This is a genomic window from Streptomyces sp. NPDC126497, from assembly GCF_040302425.1.
Classification (GTDB): domain Bacteria; phylum Actinomycetota; class Actinomycetes; order Streptomycetales; family Streptomycetaceae; genus Streptomyces.
In genome coordinates, this window is the sequence record NZ_JBEORT010000012.1 from 1 (window position 1) to 21,166 (window position 21,166).

The window sequence follows — 21,166 nt, forward strand, 5'->3', positions numbered from 1 at the left end:
CTCCGCCTTGCATCTGCACGCACCAAGCCCCGCTCGGGTCGGCCATGACGCACCGTCGGTCGCGGCCGACCTGATCCAAACGAGAGGCCCTAGGGCCTCCCCGACGGATCACGCCGGGGACGCGGGACCCGGCACGCCCGTCCGCGCTCGCGCGGGGCCCATCGCGTCGGCGCCCTCCGCCGTGCGGCCGGACGCGCCGGGCCCCGCTCACCCGGGCTGTGGGGCGCCGTCGGTCCCCTCCGCCCCGGTTCGCCGGGCGGGCCCCTGGTCGCCGGCCGGCCCCCGGCCACGGCACGTCTGCCGGCGGGCCGGCACGCCGGAGACGGCCCGCCCCGGACGGACGGTCACCGTGCGGCCTGCCGCCCCGCCGGGCGTCAGGGCGCCCGGTGCACGACGGCCGGGGCGCGCGCGGCGAGTTCCTCGAGCGGGGCGCCGGTCAGCCGGCACCCCGTCCACTCGTCCAGCAGCTCCGCCCCGAGCGATCGGTAGAACCCGATCGCCGGCTCGTTCCAGTCCAGCACCACCCACTCGAAGCGTTCGAAGCCGTTCTCCCGGCAGATCGCCGCGAGGGCGGCGAGCAGCGCCCTGCCGTGTCCGGCGCCCCGGCCGTGCGGACGGACGTAGAGGTCCTCCAGATGGAGGCCGCGCGTGCCGGTCCAGGTCGAGAAGCGCGGGAACCACAGCGCGAACCCGACGGCCTCCCCGGTGCCGTCGTCCTCCGCGATCAGGACGGACGCGGCGGGGTGCTCCCCGAACAGGGCCCGGCGCAGCTGTTCCTCGGTGGCGCGTGCCTGTTCGGCGGCCTTCTCGTAGGCGGCGAGTTCGCGGATCATCGCGCGGATCTCGGGGACGTCGTGCACGGTGGCTGTTCTGATCATGCAGCAGAGCCTGCGGCACCGCGCCGGGCCGCGTCCAACCCCTTTCGGCGGCCGGGACGGCCCCGCACGCCGGCCGTCCTACGCCCCGGCGTCCGCACCCGGCAGGACGGACCCGGGCACCACGAGGTCGGCCCGGTCACGTGTCGCGGCCACCAGCGCGGCGTTGCGCTCGTCCGTGCGCTGCACCCACGCCACCGCCTCCCGGCGGCTCTTGCCGAACTCCTCGTGCCGGGCCACCAGCCGCCGCACCCGCTCCTCCCCGTCCAGGTCGCAGAACCACACCTCGTCGAGCAGCGGCCGGACCCGCGCCCACGCACCGGTGTCCAGCAGCAGGTAGTTGCCCTCCGTCACCACCAGCCGGGCCGCCGGCGGCACCGGGAGCGCGCCCGCGACCGGCTGCTCCAGCACCCGCTCGAAACCGGGCGCGTACACGACGTCGTCGTACGTCTCCTCGCGCAGCCGCCGCAGCAGTGCCGCGTACCCGGCCGCGTCGAAGGTGTCCGGGGCGCCCTTGCGGTCCCGGCGGCCGAGACGGTCCAGTTCGGCGTCGGCGAGGTGGAAGCCGTCCATCGGCACGTGCGCCACCCACGGCTCCCCGGCGCCGTTCAGCTCCCGCACCAGCCGCTCCGCGAGCGTGGACTTGCCCGCGCCCGGACTGCCGGCGATGCCGAGGATCGCGCGCCGGCCGCCTCGCGGGAGGGCACGGGCGCGGCGCAGGAGGTCGTCGAAGGTCGGTGCCACAGGGGAGAGTGTGCCACCCGGGAAGCGGACGCCCCGCCGCCGTGTGGCCCGCGCCACTCACTGTTCGACGCCGTACGGGGAACGGTGTCGGGTATGACGGATCTGGGTCTGCCCGATGACATCCTCGCCTGCCTCTTCGACCTCGACGGCGTCGTCACGAAGACGGCCGTCGTCCACGCGGCCGCCTGGAGGGAGATGTTCGACGCCTTCCTGCGCGAACGGGACGGCGAGGCCTTCCGGCCCTTCACCGACGCCGACTACGACGCGTACGTCGACGGCCGCCCGCGCGCCGACGGCGTCCGCACCTTCCTCGCCTCCCGCGGCGTCGAACTGCCCGAGGGCGGCCCCGGCGACCCGCCCGGGGCCCGCACCGTGCACGGCCTCGGCAACCGCAAGAACGAGCTGCTGCTGGCGAGGATCCGCGCCGACGGCGTGGAGGCCTACGACGGCACCCTGCGCTACCTCGCCGCGGTCCGCGCCCGCGGACTGCGCACCGCGATCGTCTCCTCCAGCGCCAACTGCCGTGACGTCCTGCGCTCGATCGGGGCCGAGGACCTCTTCGACGTACGCGTCGACGGAGTGGTCGCCGCCGAGCGGGGACTGCCCGGGAAACCGGAGCCCGACACCTTCCTCGCCGCCGCGGCGGACCTCGGCGTCGAGCCGTCCCGGGCCGCCGTGTTCGAGGACGCGCTGGCCGGCATGGACGCGGGCCGCGCCGGGAAGTTCGGATACGTCGTCGGCGTGGACCGGGTGGGCCAGGCCGACGCCCTGTACGCGCACGGCGCCGACCGGGTCGTGGCGGACCTGTCGGAACTCGGGGGTGGCGAGTGATCGCGCAGCGGGCGTACGACGTCGAACCGTGGACCGTGCGCGAACACCGCCTGGACCTCGACGTCCTGGCGCAGAGCGAGTCCGTGTTCGCGCTGTCCAACGGCCACGTCGGCTGGCGCGGCAACCTCGACGAGGGCGAACCGCACGGCCTGCCCGGCTCCTACCTCAACGGCGTCCACGAACTGCACCCCCTGCCCTACGCCGAAGCCGGCTACGGCTACCCCGAGTCGGGCCAGACGGTCATCGACGTCACCAACGGCAAGGTGATCCGGCTGCTGGTCGACGACGAACCGTTCGACCTGCGCTACGGGCGGCTCGTCCGCCACGAGCGGACCCTGGACCTGCGCCGGGGCGTCCTGGAGCGGGTCTGCGAATGGACCTCCCCGGCCGGCTCCACGGTCCGGGTGCGCTCCACCCGGCTGGTCTCCCTCACCCAGCGGGCCGTCGCCGCCGTCGCCTACGAGGTCGAGCCCGTCGACAGCCGCACCCGCGTGGTGGTGCAGTCCGAACTGGTCGCCAACGAGAGCCCGCCCGCGCCGGACGGCGACCCGCGCGCCGCCCGCGTCCTGAAGTCCCCGCTGGAGCCCGAGGAGGACTTCGCCGAGGGCCACCGGCTGCGCCTGGTGCACCGCACCCGGCGCAGCGGCCTGCGGGTCGCCGTGGCCGCCGACCACGTCGTCGACGGCCCCGAACGCACCACCACCGGCTGCGAGAGCAACGTGGACGTGGCCCGGCTGACCGTCACCTCCGTCCTGGAGCCGGGACAGCGGCTGCGGGTGGAGAAACTCGTCGCCCACGGCTGGTCCGGCGCCCGCTCCCGGCCCGCCATGAGCGACCAGGTGGAAGCGGCGCTGGCGGCCGCCGCGCACAGCGGCTGGCAGGGACTCCTCGACGAACAGCGGGCCCACCTGGACGACTTCTGGTCCCGGGCCGACGTGGAGGTGGACGGCGACGAGGAGATCCAGCAGGCCGTCCGCTTCGCCCTCTTCCACGTCCTGCAGGCCGGGGCCCGCGCCGAACGGCGCGCGATACCCGCCAAGGGGCTGACCGGCTCCGGCTACGACGGCCACGCCTTCTGGGACACCGAGGTCTTCGTGCTGCCCCTGCTGATCTGCACCGTGCCGGACGCCGCCGCCGAGGCGCTGCGCTGGCGGCAGAGCACCCTCCCGGTCGCCCGCGAGCGCGCCACCCAGCTGGGCCTGCGCGGGGCCGCGTTCCCCTGGCGCACCATCGAGGGCTCGGAGGGCTCCGCCTACTGGCCGGCCGGCACCGCCGCCTTCCACGTCAACGCCGACATCGCCGACGCCGTGGTGCGGTACGTCCAGGCCACCGGCGACGAGCGCTTCGAACGCGACACCGGCGTGGAGCTGCTGGTGGAGACCGCCCGCCTCTGGCGCTCCCTCGGCCACCACGACGACCGGGGCGTCTTCCACATCGACGGGGTCACCGGGCCGGACGAGTACAGCGCCGTCGCCGACGACAACACGTACACCAACCTCATGGCCCGGGCGAACCTGCTGGCCGCCGCCGACGTCTGCAAGCGCCACCCCGACGCCGCGGCGGCCCTCGGCGTCGACGAGGAGGAGAGCGCCGGCTGGCGGGACGCCGCCGAAGCCGTGCACGTCCCCTACAACGACGAGCTCGGCGTGCACGAACAGCACGCGGGCTTCACCCGCTACCAGCGCTGGGACTTCGCCCGCACCCGCGCCGACCAGTACCCGCTGATGCTGCACTTCCCCTACTTCGACCTCTACCGCAAGCAGGTGGTCAAACAGGCGGACCTGGTGCTGGCGATGCACACCTGCGCCGGCTTCTTCGAGGAGGTCTTCGGCGAGGAGCAGATCGCCCGCAACTTCGCCTACTACGAGCAGCTGACCGTACGGGACTCCTCGCTGTCGGCCTGCGTCCAGGCCGTCCTCGCCGCCCGCACCGGCCATCTGGACCTGGCCCACGCCTACACCGCCGAGGCCGCCCTGATGGACCTCGCGGACCTGGAGCACAACACCCGGGACGGACTGCACATCGCCTCCCTGGCCGGCACCTGGACGGCGCTGGTCGCCGGATTCGGCGGCATGCGCTGGGACGACGGGAGCCTTCGGTTCGCCCCCCGGCTGCCGCCGAGGCTGCGCCGCCTGGCCTTCACCCTGCGGTTCCTCGGCCGGTGCCTGCGCGTGGAGGTCGCCGCGGACCGGGCGACGTACACGCTGCGGTCCGGGGCGCCGCTGACCCTCCGGCACCACGGCGCCGAGCTGACCGTCCGCGAGGGCGCCCCCGTCGAGCGTCCCGTCCCGGTGCCCAGGCCCCGCCCGGCCCCCGAGCAGCCCCCGCACCGGGGCCCGCACCCGCGCTGACCGGCGGCGGGCTCCGGCGCGGACGGCGGCGTCCCGCCCTGCGGGCCCGCCGCACGCGGGTTAGGTTGTCGGTGATCTCCGGAACGCCGGCCCCCCGGAACCCGTCCTCCAGGGCACGGGGTCCGTGGCGCCCAGGACTCGACGGCGTGCGGGAATGAGGGACGGACGATGACCGACGGCACCGGTGCCCTTCTCACCGGGACACGACGGCGCGAGCGGCGGGCCGGGCCGGGCCCGGCGGGGCGCGGCGGCGCCCGCCCGCTCGCGGTGCTCGCCGCCGTCTTCACCCTCGCCCAGCTCGTCCTGGTCCGCCCCGTACTGGGCCTCGGCTGGGACGAGATCGTCTACACCAGCCAGGTCACCTCCCACCACCCGGCCGCCTTCTTCAGCGCGCCCCGCTCCCGCGGCGTCTCCTTGCTGGTGGCGCCCGTCGCGTCCTGGTCCGACTCCACCGTCCTGCTGCGCGTGTACCTCGCCCTGCTCTCCGGCCTCGCGCTCTTCCTGGCCCTGCGCTCCTGGCGCGGCCTGTTCCCCACCCGGGTGCTGGTCACCGCCGGCGCTTTCTTCGCCTCCCTGTGGATCACGCTCTTCTACGGTCCCCAGGCCATGCCCAACTACTGGGTCGCCGTCGGCGCGCTGACCGCCGTCGGCTGCTTCCTGCGCCACCGCGCGGACCCCCCGTCCGGCGGCCCCCTGGGGGGAGTGGCGGCCGGGGCCGCGCTCATGGCCTGGATGCGGCCCACCGACGCCGTCTGGGTGACGGTCCCGCTCCTGGTCCTGGCCCTGGCCGGTCGGCACGGACGGTCACTGCTCGCCCTCACCGGCGGGCTGCTGGCGGGCGGGGTCCCCTGGGTGATCGAGGCGTACACCGCCTTCGGCGGCCTGCGGGAGCGGCTCGCGGAGGCCTCCCGGGTCCAGGGCGGACTCGGCCTGAACCTCGCCGTCGACGACCAGCTGCGCAGCCTGGGCGGGCGCGCGCTGTGCCGCCCGTGCACGGGTGCGATGCCCCACCCGGTGATCACCCTGTGGTGGTTCGTCCTGCCGCTGCTCGCCGTCCTCGCACTGGTCGTCGCCGTGCGGGCCGGCCGTACCCTGCGCACCCTGCTGCCGCTGGCCTGCGCCACGACCGCGGCGCTCCCGTACCTGTTCCTGATCGCGTACGCGGCGCCCCGCTTCCTCCAGCCCGCCTACGCCCTGCTCGCGGTCCCGCTCGCCGACGCGCTGTGGTACCTGGTGACGGCACCGCGCGGGAGGTGGCGGCCGGCAGCCAGGGCCCTGGTCGTGCTCGGGCTGGCCGGCCACCTCACGGTGCAACTGGTCGTCCTCGTGCACACGGTGGACCGCAACACCGACAGCCGCCGGGACTGGGCCCGCACGGCCGACGCCCTGCACCGCCTCGGTGTCCGCCCGCCCTGTCTGATCACCGGCCACGAGGCGATCCCCATCGGCTACTACACCGGCTGCTCCTCCGGCACGACCGCCGGGAACAACGAGAACACCACGGCCGGGGAGATCCTGCGGACCGCGCGCCGCGTCCCGGTGGCCACCCTCACCGGGCCCGGCGGCACACCGCCCGGGTACGCCCGCCCCTGGCCCGTCCACCGGATCGGCGACCTCCGGGCCCGTATCGCCCCGGCGCCCGGGTCCGAGGGCCCGGCGGGCGTCCCGCGCGCCCGGTGACCGCTGTGCTCCTCGCCGGGGACGAGCGCCGGACGCGTCCCCACGGCCCCGCCCGGACACGTCCCGGCACCCGGCCCCGCGGGGTTAGGGACCGCCTGACGGGAAACGCGGATCTGACACCGAGGCGAACGAGCCGACGCAGCGTGACAGGGAGGAAGCCATGGGCACCGAACCGATGGGGGACGACGCGTACCAGCCCACCGGGAGCAACGAGGAGCAGGAGGACGCCGCGCCGCTCGACATGCAGGACGCCGTCGACGAACGGACCTACGACGACACCCTCGACGAGGGCTACTCACCGCCGGAGAAGCCGCTCGGGGTGACCAAGCACGGCACCACGGCCGCGGAGCAGCACGACGGGGAGAGCCTGGACCAGCGGCTGGCCCAGGAGGTGCCGGACACCTCCGTGCCCGCCGGGGACGAGGTGGGCGACCTGCCGGGCGGCGAGGGCGAGCCGGTCGACCCGGAGGCGGGCGCCGTCCGTGCCGGACGCCTGGTCGCCCCGGACGAGGGCGCGCACCCCGACACCACGAAGGAGACCGTCGCCCGGGACGTGGGTGTCGACGCGGGGGCGGCCGGCGCGGAGGAGGCCGCGATGCACGTCGTGGAGGACGGGACGGCGCTCCCGGAGGACCGGGACAGAGGCTGACCGGCGTCACGGCGCCGCCGGCCCGGTGCACGAGCTCACCGGGCCGGCGGCGCCGTCCTGTCCCACGCACGGGCGCGCGGGCTCAGGGCAGCATCTTGTCCAGGGCGGCGGGCCCCTCCTCGTCCAGCTTCCGCCTGGCCCACTCGAGGTTGTGCGGGGTGAGGTCCTTGCCCGCGGCGAGAACGAGGTCCTCCGGCGACACATCGGTGCCGGTGCGGGCGTGGAGCAGGCTGTCCGGGGTGGTGCTGTCCTCGGGCTGCCGGGACGCGTCGGGCTGGGACGTCGACATCTTCTGGCTCCTCGGGTCCGGATCGATGGTGCGGCCCCGGTGGCTGTCATCGGGTCCGACACTCACCATTCAACGCGGGAGCCCGCCGTGCATCCGGAAGCGCTCGAGGCACCGCGCTGAAGGGCCGCTCCTCCTGGGTGGCGGGGTACCTTCCCCGGCCCGCGGGAAACCTGCTCCACGGGCCGCTCAGAAGGCCGTGAGCGTCAGCCGCAGGCCCGTGGGCGCCGTGTCCTGGATGTACGAGGCGAGGTCGGCGACGTCGTCGAAGGCGAAGCCGTACGCCCTGCCGTCCTCGGTGGCGGCGTGGACGGCCCTGGAGTAGTGGTTGGTGAGCTCGGTCCGGTAGAAGACCGAGGCGTCGGCCGTCGGCTGGTCCGGGTGGCTGAGCAGCGTCGAGCGGTTGAAGCCGGCGCCCAGCACGGCGGCGACCGGGCCGGTCGTGCCGTCGTTGGGGGCGGCCAGGGCGCCGTCGCAGAACAGGACGTCCCGTGTGGAGGGCTTGCCGAAGGAGACCCGGGCGGGCCCGTCGAAGGTGAACCGCTCGCCGCGCACCCGGCCGGTGAAGGTGCCGGCGTTGGTGGTGACCCTGAGGTCCCGGCCGGTGTAGGTGCTCCACACCTCGTCGATGTACGGGGCGAGGTAGTCCTTCGCGAACAGGCCGGCGTCCAGACCGTGGCCGGGGGCGATGATCCGGGTGTCGTCCACGACGAGCCGGGAGAACGCCTCCACCCGCTTGACGGCGGCGAACGCGGCCGCGCGGCCGCCCTCGCGCACGGTGCCGGTCGTCTGGTCCTTGGAGCCGGTGAGCCGGATGCTCAGCGGCACGCTGAACATGTCGACCATGGTCGTGTTGCAGAACATGCCCGAGGGGTTGTACGTGAACTCCGCGCAGTCGTGCAGCACGCCGTGGTTGGGGTCGGAGGCGACCCAGCCGGCCGGGTACTGCAGCGCGGCGTTGCCGTTGCCGTCCGTGACGACCTTGAACTTGAGCTTCGCGCCGAGGGAGACGTAGATCCGGCCGGACATGTACGGCAGGGACAGCCTGGTCTCACCGCTGCCGGCCAGGCTGATCGCGTAGTCGGTGAAGCCGTCGGGGCCGTTGTCGGAGGCGGCGACCGGGACGGCGGTGCCCTCCGGGGTGACCCGGACCTGGCGGCCGTCCGCGTTGCCCACGATGTAGAGGTGCACGCTCGCGTTGCCGAAGGAACCGCTGTCGTTGACGATCGTCAGCGGCAGGGCGCCGGCCGCCGCCGTGCCGGCCTTCCGCCCGCCGGACTGGTCCGCGAGGGCGTACGGGGCGATCGCCGCCGCCGCGGGGACGGCCACGGCGGCTCCGCCGAGGGCGAAGAGGACCTTGCGGCGGCCGAGGTTGCGCTGATGACGGGGGCTCATGTGGGGGATCTCCAGGAGTAGGCGTGCGGGTTCCTGACCGCGCCGGCCGGCAGGGGAGGAGAGCCGGAGAGAGCGCTCTCAGGATGGTGTTCCGGGACCGGTGCGCGACATCGATGGTAGGGACGGCCGCAGCCCCCGCCAACGGTCCGACTTGTCCACAGCACCGTCCTGACCTGGGGTGATTCAAGAGAGTGGCCAAGACCCGATGATCGCTTAACCGGTCTTTAAGGGCCGCTTAAGCCGGTCGGGCCCGAGGGCGACGGAGCGCGGTGGGAGCGCTCCGGTGCGCAGTCGCCCGGCGGGGCCGTCACGGGGCCTCGCCGCCCAGCCGCGCCTCCGCCGCGGCCAGGGTCTCCGTCACCCGGAGCGCGAACGTCGCGTCACAGGGGTGGGGGACACCGGTGCCGGCCGCGGCGAGGAGGGCGTCCGCGGCCCGGGCGAGGGCCGGGACCGCGCCCTCGGAGGCCGCCGGGAGGGAGGTGACGCCCGCCGTGCCGCGGAGCTCGACCATGGCGCCGGCCGCGGCCGGGGGAGCGGTCAGGCTCAGGGTGAGGCTGCTCGACGCGCCGCCCGCGTGGTCGAGGACGAGGTGGACGGTGTCGCCGGGGCCGTACGCCGCCGCCGTCACCCTCCGCGGCGCGCCGAGCACCGGGAGCAGTACGGACAGGGCGTGCGGGCCGACGTCCCACAGGGCGCCCTTCTCCCGCCGCCACTCGGAGGCGGCGAAGGGATCGCCGGGGGAGGTGAACACCGCCCCGAGCCACTGCGCGCGCCCGGTGAACCAGCCGCCCGTGCGCGCCTGTTCGGTGATCCACGCCTCCGGCTCCGGCTGGAAGCGGGTGGTGAAGAAGACCACGGACGCCACCCCCGCCTCCTCGGCCGCGCCGACCACCGCGCGCCCCTGCGCGACGGTCGGCGCGAGCGGCTTGTCGAGCAGCAGGTGGCATCCCGCCCGCGCCGCGCGCACCGCCAGCTCCGCCTGCACCGCCGGCGGCAGCGCGACGGCGACGGCGTCCACGTCGGCGAGGAGCGCCCCGACGTCGTCGTAGGCCCGGGCGCCGTACGGACCGGCCAGCTCCTCGGCGGCGCCGGACCGGCGGCCCCACACGCCGACGAGGTCGAGGCCGGGGTGCCCGCTCAGCGCGGGGGCGTGGACCGCCCGCGCCCAGGGTCCGGTGCCGAGCAGTCCGATCCGCATGCCGCCGCCTCTCCCGGTGCGGCGGCCGCCGCACCGGTGTCCCGTCGCGCCCCGCCGGCGCGTCCCGGCCAGTACGGTGGTCCCCGCCGGAACGCCGTGTCAACGGCCGCTCGGCGCAAGACCGTCCGGGACCCGGCCCCCGGGCCGGTTGATGTTGACCATCCAGGGGACGCCGAAGCGGTCCGTGCACATCCCGAACACGTCCCCCCACATCTGCCTCTCCAGCGGTACGGCCACCGAGCCGCCGCCGGACAGCTTCTCCCAGTAGCCGCGCAGCGCGGACTCGTCCTCGCCGCTGACGCACACGGCGAAGTTGTTCCCCGGGGCGTACTCCATGCCCGGCGGCATGTCGGCGCCCATGAAGGTGAAGCCGGCCGTGCTCGTCAGCATGCCGTGCATGATCTTGTCGGTGTTGTCGGCTCCGGACCGGCCGAAGTCGCCGTACGTGCGGAGCCGCAGCTCGCCGCCGAAGACCTCCCGGTAGAACTCCAGCGCCTGCCGGGCGGTCCCGTCGAAACTGAGGTACGGATTGAGGAGCGAGGCCATGACTACCTCCCGGAATGTCCGCGAAGGACCGGCTGCGCGCAGCGTAACGCCGGGCACCGGCGCCCGCGCGGCGGACGGGCGCCCCGATTCAGCACCCCGTCTGCTGAATGCGTTCGCTTTCCTCTATTGGATTTCGGGCCGCGCGGGGACCAGGCTGGTGCGCGCTTTCCAAGACCGGCGGAGCGGGACGCCGTCTGGGTCCACTCCGCCCGTCTCAGGCACCGGACGCCGTGGGCGGCCCGCCTCATGTGCCTGGTGTACTCCCGGCGCATAGGCGGAGAAAGCGCTTGCTGAAGAAAGTCACAGGGGAGGACCACCACCCATGGCGTCGTCGTTGGAGAGACCGCTCGACCACCGCTACCGCGGCGAGCACCCGATCCGCACCCTCGCTTACCTGTTCCGCGCCGACCGCGGCCGGCTGGCCGCCGCGGTCGGCGTCTTCACGGTCAAGCACAGCCCGGTCTGGCTGCTGCCGCTGATCACCGCGTCCATCATCGACACCGTCGTGCAACACCAGCCGATCTCCCGGCTGTGGACCAGCGCCGGCGTCATCATGTTCATCCTGCTGGTCAACTACCCGCTGCACGTGCTGTACGTCCGTCTGCTGTACGGCAGCGTCCGCCGCATGGGCACCGCCCTGCGCTCCGCGCTGTGCACCCGCATGCAGCAGCTCTCCATCGGCTACCACTCCCGGGTCAGCGCCGGAGTGCTCCAGGCCAAGGTCGTGCGGGACGTGGAGACCGTCGAGCAGATGGTGCAGCAGACCGCGGAGAACGGACTCGGCGCGCTCACCGTCCTCACCGGCGGGCTCGTCATCATCGCCGTCCGCACCCCCGAGTTCCTCCCCGTCTTCCTGATCGTCGTGCCCGCCGCGGCCCTGCTCGTCGCCCGGCTCCGGTCCAGGCTGCGCACGCACAACGAGCACTTCCGCCACGAGGTGGAGACGCTGTCCTCCCGGGTGACGGAGATGACCCGGCTCATCCCCGTCACCCGCGCCCACGGCCTGGAGGGCAAGGCGCTGCGCCGGATGAACGGCACCCTGAACCGGCTGCTCACCTCCGGGATGCGTCTGGACCTGGTCAACGGCCGGTTCGGCTCGCTGGCCTGGGTCGTCCTCAACGTCGTCGGGGTGTGCGTGCTGACCGGCGCGGCCCTCGTCTCGTACTACGACGTCTGGGGCGTCACCGCCGGCGACGTCGTGATGCTCAGCGCCTTCCTGACCACGCTCACCAACTCCACGACCACCCTGGCGGGACTGGCCCCGGTCGTCACCAAGGGACTGGAGTCCGTCCGTTCGGTCGGCGAGGTCCTCCAGGCCCCCGAACTGGAGGACAACGAGGGCAAGGCGGAGGTCGGCGGAGTGCGCGGCGCGATCACCTTCGAGGGGGTCGGCCACGCCTACGAGAGCGACGGGCGCCCCGCCGTGCGCGACTTCACCCTCGAGGTCGCCCCGGGCGAGACCGTCGCGCTGGTCGGCGCCTCCGGGGCGGGCAAGTCCACCGTGCTCAACCTGGTCATCGGCTTCATCCGCCCGACCTCCGGCCGGCTGCTGCTGGACGGCGCCGACATGAACGGCCTCGACCTGCGCACCTACCGGCGCTTCCTGTCCGTGGTGCCCCAGGAGTCGATCCTGTTCGACGGCACCGTCCGGGAGAACGTCGCCTACGGCATGGACGACGCCGACGAGGAGACGGTACGGGCCGCGCTGCGCGACGCCAACGCGCTGGAGTTCGTCGACCGGCTGCCCCAGGGCCTCGACACCCTCGTGGGGGAGCGGGGCGCCCGGCTGTCCGGCGGACAGCGTCAGCGGCTCGCCATCGCCCGTGCGCTGATCCGGGACCCCAAGGTGCTGGTCCTGGACGAGGCGACCTCGGCGCTCGACACCCGCTCGGAGGCGCTGGTGCAGGAGGCCCTCGCCCGACTGCTGCGCGGACGCACCACGTTCGTGGTGGCGCACCGGCTGTCCACCGTGCGCGGCGCCGACCGGATCGTGGTGATGGCCGACGGCCGGATCCAGGAGATCGGCACCCACGAGGAACTGCTGCGCCGGGGAGGGGCGTACACGGCGCTGCACAGCGGGCAGGTGGCCTGACCCGACCGGGCGGGGTGCGACGCTTTTCGGTCAATTCCAGTCGATTGGACGGGTGAGGTGAGTGCTTCCCCCGGGTTCGGGCATACGCAGCGAAAACCAGAAAGGGGCGCTTCGTGCTCGTACCGGACCCGAAGGCCGTCAGAAGGCTGCTGACGCGCTACGCGACGCTGCGGATAGCGCAGGCGGAACGGCACTCGCCGGCGGCGGCGCGCGAGCTGGAGGACGTCAGCCGCGCGCTCTGCGCGATGATGGGGACGCCCGGCATCCACGACGCGATCGCCCTGGCGGACGCCCTGCTCGACCGGGCGCGGCCCGGCCGGGCCCGGGAGGCGGACGGGGAGAGCGGTCTGTCCCTGGCCGTCTGAGCCGCCGGGCCGCTCCTCCGCCCGGCGTTCAACGGACGGCGGCGCGCCGTCCGTTGAACGCCGAGCGGTAGGCGTACGGCGTGGTGCCCGCCACCTTGCGGAACCGCTCGCGGAACGCCGTGGGCGAACCGAACCCGCACTGCCGGGCGATCCGTTCGACCGTGTGGTCGCTGTTCTCCAGCAGGTACTGGGCGCGCCGCACCCGCGCCCGCAGCAGCCACTGCAACGGCGTGGTCCCCGTCTGCTCACGGAACCGCCGGCTGAAGGTGCGCTCGCTCATCCCGGCGCGCGCCGCCATCGCCGCCAGGGTGACCTCGTGCGCCAGGTTGTCCTCGATCCACTCCAGCAGCGGTTCCAGGTCCGATCCGCGGGGCACGGGCGGGTGCTCGTGCACGATGAACTGGGCCTGGCCGCCCTCCCGTTCCAGTGGCATCACCGACATCCGGGCGGCGTTCGCGGCCACGGCCGAGCCCAGGTCGCGGCGGATCATGTGCAGGCACATGTCCAGTGCGGCGGCGGCGCCGGCCGAGGTCAGGATCTGCCCGTTGTCGACGTAGAGCACGTCCGGCTGCACGTCGACGTCCGGGAAGGCGCGGGCCAGCCGGTCGGCGGCCACCCAGTGCGTGGTGGCGCGCAGCCCGTCCAGCAGTCCGGCCTCCGCCAGCACGAAGGCGCCCACGCAGACCGAGGCGATCCGGGTGCCCGCTCCGGCCGCCCGCCGCAGGGCCGCGAGCACGGCCGGAGAGGGCGGGGGAGCGCCTTCGGCGCGGCCCGGCACGATGACCGTGTCGGCGTCCGCCAGCGCCTCGAGCCCACGGTCCACGCGCAGGGCGAAACCGCCGTCCGCGAGCACCTCCGGCCGCTCCGCGCACGGTCGGACCCGGTAGGGCCGCCGGCCGTCGGGCAGCCGTGTCCAGTCGAAGACCTGCAGGGGCGCCGCCATGTCGAACGGCACGACCCCATCGAGAACCAGAATCGCCACGGAGTGCATGACCGCCACGATAAGCGGATTCCCGCCACCCGCCGCAGCCCGGGCACCGGGAGGCGGTGTGCGCGCGGTCCGTGGTGAACACTGGTGGCGGGAACCCGTGGAAACCTGTCGTTCCAGCCCCTGGGTGATCACCCGGCGGATCCCTAACGTGGGTCCGGCACCGCCGATCACACCACGGAAAGAGTCCCGGTGAGCAAGCTCCTGCTGTCCCTCCACGTCCTGGCCGCCATCGTCGCCGTCGGCCCCGTCACCGTCGCGGCCAGCATGTTCCCGCCGGCCGTGCGCCGCGCCGCCCCGGCGGAGGGCGACGGTCCGGTCGCGGGGGCCGTGACCACCGTCGCACTGCTCCACCGCATCTGCCGGGTCTACGCCCGCATCGGGATCGCGGTGCCCGTCCTCGGTCTCGCCACCGCCCTGGCGATGGGCGTCCTGGACGACGGATGGCTCGTCACCTCGGTCGGTCTGACCGCGGCCGCCGCCGGAGTCCTGCTCGCCTTCGTGCTGCCCCGGCAGGACGAACTCGTCGGACAGCTGGGCGGGGGCCGGTCCGTCGACCGGCGGAGCACGGTGCGGCTCGCCATGTTCACCGGCGTGTTCAATCTGCTGTGGGCGACCGTCACCGTTCTGATGATCGTCCGTCCCGGCTCCACGACGGGAGCCTGACCGCCGCGATCTCCCGGATCGACCGAACCGCGCCGTACTTCCGGAATGCCCGTTCCGTGGTCGGACGTACCGGGGAATCCCTCCTCCGGGAGGGGCGGCCGCCTAGACTCTGCAGTCGTGTCCCGCATCGGGGCCGGCGAGCAGAAAGGCACGTTGACGGGTGTTCCAGGATTCCCCCATCTACGACCGACTCATCGCGGAGTGCGGCGACGTGCCCGCACAGGTGCGCCGTGAGGCCGAACGCGTGAGCAGGGAGCTGGAGCTGGTCATGCGGCCTCTGCAGGCCCCCGGCCACGCCCCCGGCCTCGACCGGCCGCAGTCCCCGGGCAACGGCTGGCAGCGCACCGCCCTGCTGCCCGGACCGAGGTCGCGCTAGGGCCTCTCGTTTGGATCATGTCGGCGTCGCGGGGCTTGGCACGCGCATCTGCCGCGTTGTCGTCAGTTGCCAACGCTCCGCGTTGGCGCCCTCCTCCGCCTTGCATCTGCACGCACCAAGCCCCGCTCGGGTCGGCCACGACGCACCGTCGGTCGCGGCCGACCTGATCCAAACGAGAGGCCCTAGGTCCGGCCGGCGCCGTCCCGTCGTCCGCCCGGAGGGCGGGCCGCGCGGGCCGGGATCCGGCGCCCGTCCGGCGGCCCCTCACCGCACCGTGCTGCCGGCCCCGGCGGGCTCGGCGGGCTCGTCGGGAATGGGACGGGACAGCCACTCGGCGATGGTCCGGGCGATCGGCTGCTCCGTCTCCACCTCCACGAACCCGAACTGACCCGACTGGTTGCACTCCAGGAACCACCAGGTCCCGTCCGCGTCCTCGGCGAAGTCGAAGGCGCCGTACGCCAGTTCGGACCGGCGCAGATACTCGCGTACGGCGTCGGCGGTGCGGGCCGGGACCTCGGCCGGCTCCCAGGGCGGTCCGGGGGCGGCGAAACGCACGTCCACCTCCTGCGGATCCGCGTCCGGCGGCGTCGTCTTGCGGGCCGCCAGCAGCCGCTCGCCCACCACGGTGAGCCGGATGTCGGCCCGCTTGGCGATCCGCCGCTGCAGCAGCGTCGGCCCGAACGCGACCGCCGAGAAGTCCGTGTCCGGCGCCACCCGGCTGGTCGGCACCGCCCGCGGCGGATCCTGCGGATGCGCCCCCGACACCGGCTTGACCACCAGGTCGGGGAAGCGCTCCGCGAACTCCCGCGCGGCACGCGGGAACGTGGTGATCACCGTGGCCGGCACGGGCAGGCCGCAGCGCTGGGCCAGCCGCAGCTGCCACGGCTTGTGGCGGGCCCGCCGGGCCGCGTCCGGATGGTTCATCCAGCGTGCGTCACAGCCGCGCAGCATGCCGTAGAGCGCCTGCGACGCCTCCTCGGTCAGCCACGCGGACGGCTGCGGCGCGCGCCCGGCCGGCGGGCCGGGCCGGCGCACCCACACCGACCGCAGCCCGCCGATGCTCACCAGTCTGCCGCCGGTGGAGAGATGGCCGCGGAAGCGGCCGTGGACGTACTCGCCGGACAGCGAGACGCCGTCCGTCAGGTCGGCGGGATCGAGGCGCACCACCGGCACGCCGAAGCCGTTCAGATGGACGACCACCATGTCGGCGGTCACATCCTCCTCACTGGTGAGGATCAGCACGGTCATCGTCTACGGTCCGCGATCAGTCGTCGAAGTGGGTCTTGGAGCCCGCGGTGGACGTCGTCGTCCCCACCTCGCGCAACAGCGCGTGGTCGCAGGCCGCGATCCGTCCGTCCCCCAGAACGTTCAACTGCAGTCCGGAGTCATACGCATACGGAGTGGCAACGACCAACTCCACTGCCGGACGTGCGTAGTTGAGCGCGAACGGTTGCATCGTCTCTCCCTCGTCGGTGCTGCGCCGAGCAAGCGACGGCCCCCTGGGCGCCGCCGCTTGGTCCGCCGACTTCTTTTGGCTTCCAGAGACTTATACGAATCGAACGGGTGGTTGGTTTCCTCACGGAGTGTAATCGCCGGTGGGACGCCGTGCGCCCCGCCGGAGGGACGCTCCGGGCGCCCGGGCGCCGGAGGAGCCGCGCATGGTGCGCAGAGCGAACAGAAGCACGCCCATATCGTCCAGATAGACCGGATCGGGCAGCAGGTCGACCGGCAGCACCAGATAGAGGATCGCGCCCCAGAAGACCCAGCGGGGTCCCGTGGGCAGGCCCGCGTGACGCAACTCACGCCTCGTGCGGACCAGTCGGACCAGGGCGGCGACGGCGCCGGCCAGCACCACGGCCGCGAGGACCGCGGCGACGACGAGCGCCACGGTGGTCGTGTCCAACGGACTGCCCTCCTCCCGTGACCCGCGCCGCGGCTTCGCCGCGACACGGCCTGCACTGAGCGGATTCCCGCTCGCGGCACCGGTATGGCGGCCGGGACCGGCCATGCGCGCACGCGTCCGACGCCCCGCGAGATCCCCGCGGAACACCGGACCGTCGCAGGTCGTCCCGGTGGCTCGGCCGAGCGGCGGCGGACGGGGGGCGCCTGGAAATGGTCATCCGTCCTCTTCCGGGCCGATCACGACCACCTCCTCCCCGCCGCCCTCCCCGAACGAACCGTTCCCGCCCGCCGGAGCGGAGTGCCGCCGCCCGCCACCGCCGGCGCGCGAACGGGCCACGCCGGGACCGGCCCCGGCGCCAGGCCCTACTGGTCCGACGTGGCCGGCCGGTGTTCCGGGGCCGGGTCCCCGGGTGCCGGGCGGCGGGCCCTGGTGCCGGCCCTGAGGCGTTCCAGGGTGCGGGTCAGCGGGGACGGGGTCCGGGGCGCGGGGGGCGGCTGCTCCGTGCCCGGGACCCCGGCCGACTCCCGGTACGCGGCCAGCGCCTCGTGGGCGCGTTCCGCCGCCTCACGATAGAGGTCCCGGGACTTCGTCATCGCCTCCAGCGCCTCGGCGTACATCGCCACCAGCGCCCGCTCGCGGACGAGTTCCTCCTCCGTCGTCAGCAGGTGCCAGTCCTCCCGGAGCGCCGTCAGGGCCTCTTGCGCCTCGTCCGGCAGCGCGCGCGTCAGCGCGTCGTACCGGACCACCGCCTCCACGAGGTCGACCGGTTCCGTGCCGTCCAGGAACACCGCGCGCACGGCGAAGGCGTCGGCGTCGTAGCCCTCCGGGGCCGGGCCGCCGGGCAGCACCACCGCACCCCCGCGCGGAACCTCCACGCCGAACTCCCGCAGCGCCCAGTTCGCCACCCGCGACTGCTGGGGCGCGGCCCGGTGCTCCACCACCCGGTCCCGCAGCCCCGGCGGCAGCCAGCGCGCGAGCGGCACCAGGCCGCGCTCGTCCGGGGTCATGGCCTCGTGGACCACGACATGGACGTGCCACGGGTCGCGCGCACAGTCGCGCAGCAGCCGTCGTACGGCCTTGTCGTCCTCGGGGAGCGGATTGATCCTGCCGGGCCGCAGTCCCGTCACCGGGTCGGTGTTCCACTCGGCGTCCGGCTCCGGCGGCCAGAACATGGCGGCCGGGGACGGCCAGGAAGGGTCCCAGGGCTGCTCCGCCTCGGCGACCAGGACCCAGTCCCGGCCCGCGTCCGTGCCGGGCGCGAGGCTCAGCCGGGCGCGCACGGTGACCCCGCCGGCGACCCGCGTCCGGGACTCGAACACCAGGTCGGGGGAGGTCTCCGCCGCGGGGAGTTCCAGGAAGTCGTCGATGTCCTGGCCGGCCTTGAGCCAGCGCAGGGTGTGCCGGAGCGCCGCGTCGGGGGTGGCGCCGGTGTGGCGGCCGCGGGCCAGCCAGACCGTGGGAGGGAGGGCGGGATGGGCTGAGGGCGAGGTCGGCATGGGTCCAGTGGTGAGCAGGGGCACGTGCTTCTGCCAGTATCGTCGCCGCCGGCCGGAGGGACGACGCGGGGGCTCCGCCCGGCGGCGTGTCGCGCACGGGACGCGCGGCGCACGGGACGCGCGGCGCACACGCGGTGACCGCCGTTCGCCCGAGGCCCCGCCCGTACGGCGGCCCTCCCGGACCGCGGTTCCGACGGCAAAAGCCCGGACCTTACCAGCGCCGAACCGCCCTCGTCGCATATTCCACCGGAAAACGCCGAAGCCCTCACCCCGGTCGAGCACGCACCGTAGCGTCGACGTCACGTTCGCGGTACAGCCGTGCGAGAAGGGGGATCCGGCGTGCCCGGAATCGACGAGAGCCTGCTGGAAGCCATGCGACTGCCGGGAGCACGCGGCGCCCTGGTGGTCGACTGGATCAGCGGGCTCGCCCTGGGGGCGGTGGGCGAGGCCCCGGGCGAGGACGCGGAGGCCACGGCCGCGGAGACCGCCGAACTCGCCCGCCTGGCCATGGAGAGCGGCACGCTCGCGCCCGCCGGCGCCGCGGGCGGGGAACCACCCGTCGACGACCTGATCCTCACCACCGCCGACGCGTACCACCTGCTGCGCTTCGTCATCACCACCTTCGAGAGCACGGTGTTCCTGTACCTCTGGCTCGACCGCGCCGACGGCAACCTCGCCCTGGCCCGGATCCGGCTGGCCGAGATGGCGGACCGGCTGGTGCTCGGATGACCACGGCGTGCACCGAAGGGACCGCGCCGGAGCTGCTCGGCACCCTCGCCGCCGACCGGGCCACCGGGGCGCTCTCCACGGAGTCCGGGGTCTTCTACCTCTCGGCCGGGCGCGTCGTCCACGTCGAGTCCGCGTACAGTCCCGACCTCGGCGAGCTGCTCACCCGCAGCGGCGCCGTCGCCCCGGCCGGCTGGTGGGACGCCGTCGAACGGGCGGGGGCGGTGCACCGCGTCGGCCGCCAGCTGGTCGACAGCGGGCGGCTCACCGCCGGGGCGCTGGAACTGTGCCATCTGGGTGCCCTGTTCGACGCGGCGTACTTCGCGCTCGCCGACGGCGGCGCCACGCTCCGCTTCCGCCCCGGGGCCGCGCACTGGCTCGGTGCGGTCCGCCCCGTGCCGGTGGCGACCGTGCTCGGCGAGTCGCGGCGCCGCCGCGACCTGCTGCACCGGATATGGCCCGACCCGGCCGTCGACACCGCCCCGCTCATCCGCGTGCCCGGCGTCCCTCCCGCCGAACTGCCGCCCCGCCGCGCCCGCACCCTCGCCCAGGTGGACGGCGCCCGCACCGCCGCGCAGATCGCCGCGGCGCTCGCCCACCGCACCTTCCACACCCTCGTCGAACTGCGCCGCCTGGCCGCCGGCGGACTGGTCACCCCCGCGCCACCCCCGCCCGCCACGCCCGTCCCCGACGCGGGCGGCGCGGCGTGGGACGAGCCCGACACAGCGCTGCTGAGACGGCTCCTGGACGCCTTGGAGGCACTGTGATCCGCGCGCGCCGGCAGCGTGCCGAAAGGAGACTGCTCATGGCCGTCGAGACCGACGTGCTGGACGAACTGCGTCGGCTCCGTACCCGTGTACCCCGGCTGGCGGGCTCCCTCGCGGCCACCGTCGACGGACTCGTCCTCGCCCACGACGTGCCGGACGCCGAACCGGAAGGGCTGGCGGCGCTCACCGCCGCCGCGCTCGGCGTCGCGTACCGCATGGCGGACGCCGCCGCCCGGGGCGAGTTCCGCGAACTCCTGGTGCGCGGCGGCCAGGGGTACGTCGCGACCTACGCGGCGGGGCCCACGGCCGTCCTCACCCTCCTCGCCGACGACCGGGTCAACGTGGGCCGGCTGCACCTGGAGGGCCGGCGCAGCGGCGCCCGGATCGCCGAGCTGGTGGAGACCCGCACCGGCCCGGGCGGAGGACGGCACGCCGACCGGCTCGCGCCCCGGGAGGCCCCGGGGCCGGACCGGGGCCCGGCCCGGCCCGTCGGCACCCTCCCGGTGCGGACCCCGCAGCGGCCCGCACACCGGCCCCAGCCCCGGCCCGGCGGCTGACTCCCGGCTTTCCCCCGGCCGGACGCCTCCGCACGACCCGGCGGCCGGCCCGAATCACCCATCACGACCGAAAGGACACGCCCCCATGGCCAACACCGAGACCGCGCTCAAGGAATGCCTCGGCTCCATCGACGGCGCGACGGCGGCCGCACTCGTCGACTACACCAGCGGAATGGCCCTCGGCACGCTGGGCGGAAGCAAGGACTTCAACCTGGAGGTCGCCGCCGCCGGCAACACCGACGTCGTACGGTCCAAGCTGCGCACCATGGAACACCTGGGGCTGAACGAGGAGATCGAGGACATCCTGATCACCCTGAGCAACCAGTACCACCTCATCCGCCTGCTCAAGGGGCGCGGCGGCAACGGTCTCTTCCTGTACCTGGTGCTCGACGCGGGCCGGGCCAACCTGGCCATGGCACGGCACCAGCTGCGCCGGATCGAGGCCGAGCTCGAGGTCTGATCCGGCGCCGGGGCCCCGCGCACCGCCCGCGGTGTGCGGGGCCCCGGCGTGGTCAGGCCGCCCCGGGCAGCCACAGATCGGGGCCGAAGACCCCGTAGTGGCGGGAGCGGGCGGGGACACCGGCGTCGAGCAGCCCGCCGCGTACGGCGCGCATGAACGGCGGGCGAGCCGTCCGCGTGCAGGACGAGCACCCGCCGGGTGGAACCGGTGGCGGC

Annotated in this window: 23 protein-coding genes; 12 read left to right on the plus strand and 11 right to left on the minus strand. The window is 74.4% G+C overall.

The window, feature by feature from the left end; all coding sequences use genetic code 11:
* Positions 1–374: 374 nt before the first annotated feature.
* Together ABTY20_RS08880 and ABTY20_RS08885 are read right to left on the minus strand one after the other, a co-directional pair.
* On the minus strand, positions 375–878 hold the full coding sequence (locus ABTY20_RS08880) for a GNAT family N-acetyltransferase (protein ID WP_351996278.1): 504 nt from the start codon (positions 876–878) through the stop codon (positions 375–377).
* Between the two features lie 78 nt (positions 879–956).
* Positions 957–1,619: a nucleoside/nucleotide kinase family protein gene (locus ABTY20_RS08885; RefSeq protein WP_351996279.1), complete on the minus strand. Its 663-nt coding sequence runs from the start codon at positions 1,617–1,619 to the stop codon at positions 957–959.
* Between the two features lie 93 nt (positions 1,620–1,712).
* Between ABTY20_RS08885 and ABTY20_RS08890 the strand changes: the two genes are divergently transcribed.
* The 4 genes from ABTY20_RS08890 to ABTY20_RS08905 all read left to right on the plus strand — a co-directional run bounded on the left by ABTY20_RS08890 (position 1,713) and on the right by ABTY20_RS08905 (position 7,130).
* Entirely contained in the window at positions 1,713–2,450 is a 738-nt protein-coding gene (locus tag ABTY20_RS08890) for an HAD family hydrolase (protein ID WP_351996280.1), read from the plus strand.
* Positions 2,447–4,801: a glycoside hydrolase family 65 protein gene (locus ABTY20_RS08895; RefSeq protein ID WP_351996281.1), complete on the plus strand. Its 2,355-nt coding sequence runs from the start codon at positions 2,447–2,449 to the stop codon at positions 4,799–4,801. The genes ABTY20_RS08890 and ABTY20_RS08895 overlap by 4 nt, the downstream gene beginning before the upstream one ends.
* A gap of 168 nt (positions 4,802–4,969) precedes the next feature.
* Positions 4,970–6,481 (plus strand): hypothetical protein, encoded by a 1,512-nt coding sequence (locus ABTY20_RS08900; protein ID WP_351996282.1) that lies wholly within the window; start codon positions 4,970–4,972, stop codon positions 6,479–6,481.
* A gap of 160 nt (positions 6,482–6,641) precedes the next feature.
* Positions 6,642–7,130, plus strand: a complete 489-nt coding sequence (locus ABTY20_RS08905) for a DUF5709 domain-containing protein (protein ID WP_351996283.1) — start codon at positions 6,642–6,644, stop codon at positions 7,128–7,130.
* A gap of 82 nt (positions 7,131–7,212) precedes the next feature.
* Here ABTY20_RS08905 and ABTY20_RS08910 read toward each other — a convergent pair whose 3' ends face one another.
* The 4 genes from ABTY20_RS08910 to ABTY20_RS08925 form a co-directional block, all read right to left on the minus strand.
* Positions 7,213–7,419 carry a hypothetical protein gene (locus ABTY20_RS08910; protein WP_351996284.1) on the minus strand — a complete coding sequence of 69 codons (207 nt, stop codon included), beginning with the start codon at positions 7,417–7,419 and terminating at the stop codon, positions 7,213–7,215.
* 186 nt (positions 7,420–7,605) lie between these two features.
* Complete coding sequence (locus tag ABTY20_RS08915) at positions 7,606–8,811, minus strand: glycoside hydrolase family 64 protein (RefSeq protein WP_351996285.1); 1,206 nt, start codon at positions 8,809–8,811, stop codon at positions 7,606–7,608.
* 307 nt (positions 8,812–9,118) lie between these two features.
* The gene (locus ABTY20_RS08920) at positions 9,119–10,009 is read right to left on the minus strand and encodes a Gfo/Idh/MocA family protein (RefSeq protein WP_351996286.1); all 891 of its coding nucleotides are present in this window, start codon (positions 10,007–10,009) and stop codon (positions 9,119–9,121) included.
* A gap of 99 nt (positions 10,010–10,108) precedes the next feature.
* Positions 10,109–10,555 (minus strand): VOC family protein, encoded by a 447-nt coding sequence (locus ABTY20_RS08925; RefSeq protein WP_351996287.1) that lies wholly within the window; start codon positions 10,553–10,555, stop codon positions 10,109–10,111.
* Positions 10,556–10,877: 322 nt separating this feature from the next.
* Between ABTY20_RS08925 and ABTY20_RS08930 the strand changes: the two genes are divergently transcribed.
* Complete coding sequence (locus tag ABTY20_RS08930; RefSeq protein WP_351996288.1) at positions 10,878–12,647, plus strand: ABC transporter ATP-binding protein; 1,770 nt, start codon at positions 10,878–10,880, stop codon at positions 12,645–12,647.
* A gap of 113 nt (positions 12,648–12,760) precedes the next feature.
* The gene (locus ABTY20_RS08935; RefSeq protein ID WP_351996289.1) at positions 12,761–13,012 is read left to right on the plus strand and encodes a DUF5133 domain-containing protein; all 252 of its coding nucleotides are present in this window, start codon (positions 12,761–12,763) and stop codon (positions 13,010–13,012) included.
* Between the two features lie 28 nt (positions 13,013–13,040).
* On the opposite strand, the gene ABTY20_RS08940 is transcribed toward ABTY20_RS08935, so the two are convergent.
* On the minus strand, positions 13,041–14,003 hold the full coding sequence (locus ABTY20_RS08940; protein ID WP_351996290.1) for a GlxA family transcriptional regulator: 963 nt from the start codon (positions 14,001–14,003) through the stop codon (positions 13,041–13,043).
* Positions 14,004–14,192: 189 nt separating this feature from the next.
* Here ABTY20_RS08940 and ABTY20_RS08945 point away from each other — a divergent pair, with 189 nt between their 5' ends.
* Positions 14,193–14,666: a hypothetical protein gene (locus tag ABTY20_RS08945; RefSeq protein WP_351996291.1), complete on the plus strand. Its 474-nt coding sequence runs from the start codon at positions 14,193–14,195 to the stop codon at positions 14,664–14,666.
* A gap of 160 nt (positions 14,667–14,826) precedes the next feature.
* Positions 14,827–15,042 carry a hypothetical protein gene (locus ABTY20_RS08950; protein ID WP_351996292.1) on the plus strand — a complete coding sequence of 72 codons (216 nt, stop codon included), beginning with the start codon at positions 14,827–14,829 and terminating at the stop codon, positions 15,040–15,042.
* 264 nt (positions 15,043–15,306) lie between these two features.
* Here ABTY20_RS08950 and tgmB read toward each other — a convergent pair whose 3' ends face one another.
* The 4 genes from tgmB to ABTY20_RS08970 form a co-directional block, all read right to left on the minus strand.
* Positions 15,307–16,290, minus strand: coding sequence for an ATP-grasp ribosomal peptide maturase (gene tgmB / locus ABTY20_RS08955; RefSeq protein WP_351996293.1), 984 nt, complete (start codon positions 16,288–16,290; stop codon positions 15,307–15,309).
* A gap of 16 nt (positions 16,291–16,306) precedes the next feature.
* Positions 16,307–16,498 carry a putative ATP-grasp-modified RiPP gene (tgmA, locus tag ABTY20_RS08960; RefSeq protein ID WP_351996294.1) on the minus strand — a complete coding sequence of 64 codons (192 nt, stop codon included), beginning with the start codon at positions 16,496–16,498 and terminating at the stop codon, positions 16,307–16,309.
* A 120-nt stretch (positions 16,499–16,618) separates the two neighbouring features.
* The gene (locus ABTY20_RS08965; RefSeq protein WP_351996295.1) at positions 16,619–16,945 is read right to left on the minus strand and encodes a YkvA family protein; all 327 of its coding nucleotides are present in this window, start codon (positions 16,943–16,945) and stop codon (positions 16,619–16,621) included.
* Positions 16,946–17,307: 362 nt separating this feature from the next.
* Positions 17,308–18,441 carry a hypothetical protein gene (locus tag ABTY20_RS08970; RefSeq protein WP_351996296.1) on the minus strand — a complete coding sequence of 378 codons (1,134 nt, stop codon included), beginning with the start codon at positions 18,439–18,441 and terminating at the stop codon, positions 17,308–17,310.
* A gap of 339 nt (positions 18,442–18,780) precedes the next feature.
* Between ABTY20_RS08970 and ABTY20_RS08975 the strand changes: the two genes are divergently transcribed.
* From ABTY20_RS08975 to ABTY20_RS08990, 4 genes are all read left to right on the plus strand, one after another.
* Entirely contained in the window at positions 18,781–19,170 is a 390-nt protein-coding gene (locus ABTY20_RS08975; protein ID WP_351996297.1) for a hypothetical protein, read from the plus strand.
* On the plus strand, positions 19,167–19,934 hold the full coding sequence (locus tag ABTY20_RS08980; RefSeq protein WP_351996298.1) for a hypothetical protein: 768 nt from the start codon (positions 19,167–19,169) through the stop codon (positions 19,932–19,934). The genes ABTY20_RS08975 and ABTY20_RS08980 overlap by 4 nt, the downstream gene beginning before the upstream one ends.
* A 38-nt stretch (positions 19,935–19,972) precedes the next feature.
* The gene (locus ABTY20_RS08985) at positions 19,973–20,491 is read left to right on the plus strand and encodes a roadblock/LC7 domain-containing protein (RefSeq protein ID WP_351996299.1); all 519 of its coding nucleotides are present in this window, start codon (positions 19,973–19,975) and stop codon (positions 20,489–20,491) included.
* Between the two features lie 85 nt (positions 20,492–20,576).
* Positions 20,577–20,951 (plus strand): roadblock/LC7 domain-containing protein, encoded by a 375-nt coding sequence (locus ABTY20_RS08990; protein WP_351996300.1) that lies wholly within the window; start codon positions 20,577–20,579, stop codon positions 20,949–20,951.
* Positions 20,952–21,166: the final 215 nt, after the last annotated feature.